This is a genomic window from Palleronia sp., from assembly GCF_042089775.1.
Classification (GTDB): Bacteria; Pseudomonadota; Alphaproteobacteria; order Rhodobacterales; family Rhodobacteraceae; genus Palleronia.
In genome coordinates this window covers 1-2,589 of the sequence record NZ_JBELKF010000253.1, presented here as the reverse complement: position 1 = coordinate 2,589, position 2,589 = coordinate 1, and the positions used below count along the sequence as shown (strand labels likewise).

The window sequence follows — 2,589 nt, the reverse complement described above, 5'->3', positions numbered from 1 at the left end:
GGGACTAAGGCATACCTTGCGCTCTATGAAAAAATTCTAGAGAGCCAAAGCAGCGGGCGGCGGCAGAGCGACTTGGCTCAGACACCCAATGACACTTAAGGAGCTCCCTTTCCTGCAGCTCGACCACCGAGACTTTGTTTTGTTTGGTCCAATTTCCTTTTTAGAGGCACGTTGAAACTCCTTATTCTCAGCCGTTACGACCGGCAGGGCGCCTCCAGCCGACTGCGTCAGCTGCAGTATATCCCGTATCTCAAAGAGGCCGGATTCGAGGTCGAGGTCCGACCGCTCTTCGGCAGCGCCTATCTCGACGACCTCTATGCTGGGCGCCGCAATCGGCCGGCAATCCTTCGGTCATACAGGCAGCGGATTGACCGACTACGTCAGTTGAGCATCTATGACGTGGTCTGGATTGAGAAGGAGGCGCTGCCTTGGCTTCCGGCTGATATCGAGCGGCGGCTTATCTCAAAAACGCCGGCGATTGTCACTGATTATGATGATGCCGTATTCCACCGTTATGATCAACATCAGCTTAGCGCCGTGCGTCGGCTCCTAGGAAACAAGATCGCAAGTGTGATGCATGGTTCGGATACAGTGCTCGCAGGCAATGCGTATCTGGCAGAATATGCGAAGCGGGCAGGTGCTACGTGGATCGAACTCGTTCCGACCGTCGTTGATACGGATATCTACACGGTACTTTCCCCTCAATCAAGGAGCTCAAGCGTAAGCTTGGGGTGGATCGGAACACCCGGAACGTGGCGTGAGTGCATGGTTCCCTTTCTTCCGCCTCTAAAGGAACTGATTGGCGAGAAAGAGGTGAAGTTTATCGCCGTCGGCGCCGGACAAGATGCCCTAGAGAGCTGCAACTTTGATATTCGCCCTTGGTTTGAGAGCACAGAGATCTCCAATATTCAGGAAATGGACATCGGGATCATGCCGCTTCCCGATATGCCTTGGATGCAAGGCAAGTGCGGCTACAAGCTCATCCAATACATGGCCTGTGGACTGCCCGTCGTGGCGTCGCCGGTCGGCGTCAACTCGGAGATCGTAGAGCACGGCGTCAACGGCTTCCTCGCACGCACCGAACGAGAGTGGACGGAGGCGCTGAAGGCTCTCATAGGCGACCCGGAACTCCGGCGACGACTGGGCGCCGAAGGACGGAAGAAGATCGAGAGTTGGTACAGTCTTCAAGTACAGGGGCCGCGGGTTGCCGGCATCTTACGAGAAGCGGCAGAGCGGCGCTCCGAACAAAGGACAGGCAAAACATGTGTGGAATAGCAGGAATATTCGCACCCGAGGCTGAAAATCCGGATCTGCTTACGGACGATACACTGCGCAGTATGGCTTCGACCCTAGCGCATCGTGGTCCTGACGCGGACGGAGTTTGGCTAGACTGTGCTGCCGGACTCGGGCTGGCGCATCGTCGGCTCTCGATCCTTGACCTCTCGCCAGCTGGTGCTCAACCAATGCTGTCGCGGAACGAGACGCTTGTCCTCGTCTTTAACGGAGAGATCTACAATCACGGGCTGCTACGGGAAGAGCTCGGTCCGCGGGACTGGCGCGGAGAGTCCGATACGGAGACACTTCTGGAAGCAATCGCCGCTTGGGGGTTGGAGCAGACACTGCAACGGGCATACGGCATGTTTGCGCTCGCGCTCTGGGATAGAAGTCGCGAAGTTCTTTTTTTGGCGCGCGACAGGATGGGAGAAAAGCCGCTCTACCTTGCCGACCTTGTTTCCGGCTGGGCTTTCGCATCAGAGCTTCACGCATTGCGAGCTGTACCCGGCTATTCGGCTCGGCTCTCTTCTAGTGGTGTTGAAAGTTACCTTTCACGTTCTGTTGTCGCTGATGATGCCTGCATACTTAAAAACGTTCGAAAGATACCACCCGGCCATATTCTGCGCATAGAGGGGCAGGCACAAAAGCTTCAGCTCATTCCTTTCGATACAGTCTCAACTATGATTGAGCGAGGACGCGCCGCCAAGTCTCGCCATCCATCACCGGAAAGCGCAGTAGACCATGTGGAGTGCGTTCTGCGCGAGGTGGTTGCCTCGCAGATGATCAGCGATGTCCCGGTGGGAAGTTTTCTCTCCGGTGGGATCGACTCATCGCTTATCACAGCGCTGATGCAGGAGGTTTCGGATCGGCCAGTGAAGACCTTTTCGATCGGCTTCGATGAGAGCGGATACGATGAGAGTACACATGCTGAGCAGGTCGCCGCGCATCTCGGCACTGACCACCGCACGTTCCGGGTGAGAGAGCAGGATGCGCTAGAGTTCGTGCCGAAGCTGCCGAAGATCTATTCCGAGGTCTTCTCTGATTCCTCGCAAATTCCGACAGCGCTTCTCTGCCAGTTGGCACGGCAGGAAGTCACTGTCGCCCTGACCGGCGACGGCGGTGACGAGGTCTTCGGGGGCTACACCCGGCACTTCATGGCGCCACGTCTTTGGACGCGGCTGAACCGAATCCCGATAGTGTTTCGACGCCACGGGAAAGCCGTTGGACAGGCTGTTCAGTGGTTCGGGGGCGGCCAATCACCGCTACTGCGGGACCTGTTCCGCAGAGTCGGCCTTCCAGCGAGCGCTCTCGATA

The 2,589-nt window shown here is 57.0% G+C and carries 2 protein-coding genes; both read left to right on the top strand.

Going from position 1 to position 2,589, the window contains the following annotated elements:
* The first annotated feature begins 171 nt into the window (after positions 1–171).
* A complete protein-coding gene (locus tag ACFDS3_RS20775; RefSeq protein WP_375264222.1) occupies positions 172–1,275 on the top strand; it encodes a glycosyltransferase family 4 protein in 1,104 nt (367 codons plus the stop codon).
* The coding region (asnB, locus tag ACFDS3_RS20770; RefSeq protein WP_375264221.1) for an asparagine synthase (glutamine-hydrolyzing) at positions 1,263–2,589 on the top strand (1,327 nt) is incomplete at its 3' end. The genes ACFDS3_RS20775 and asnB, both read left to right, overlap by 13 nt.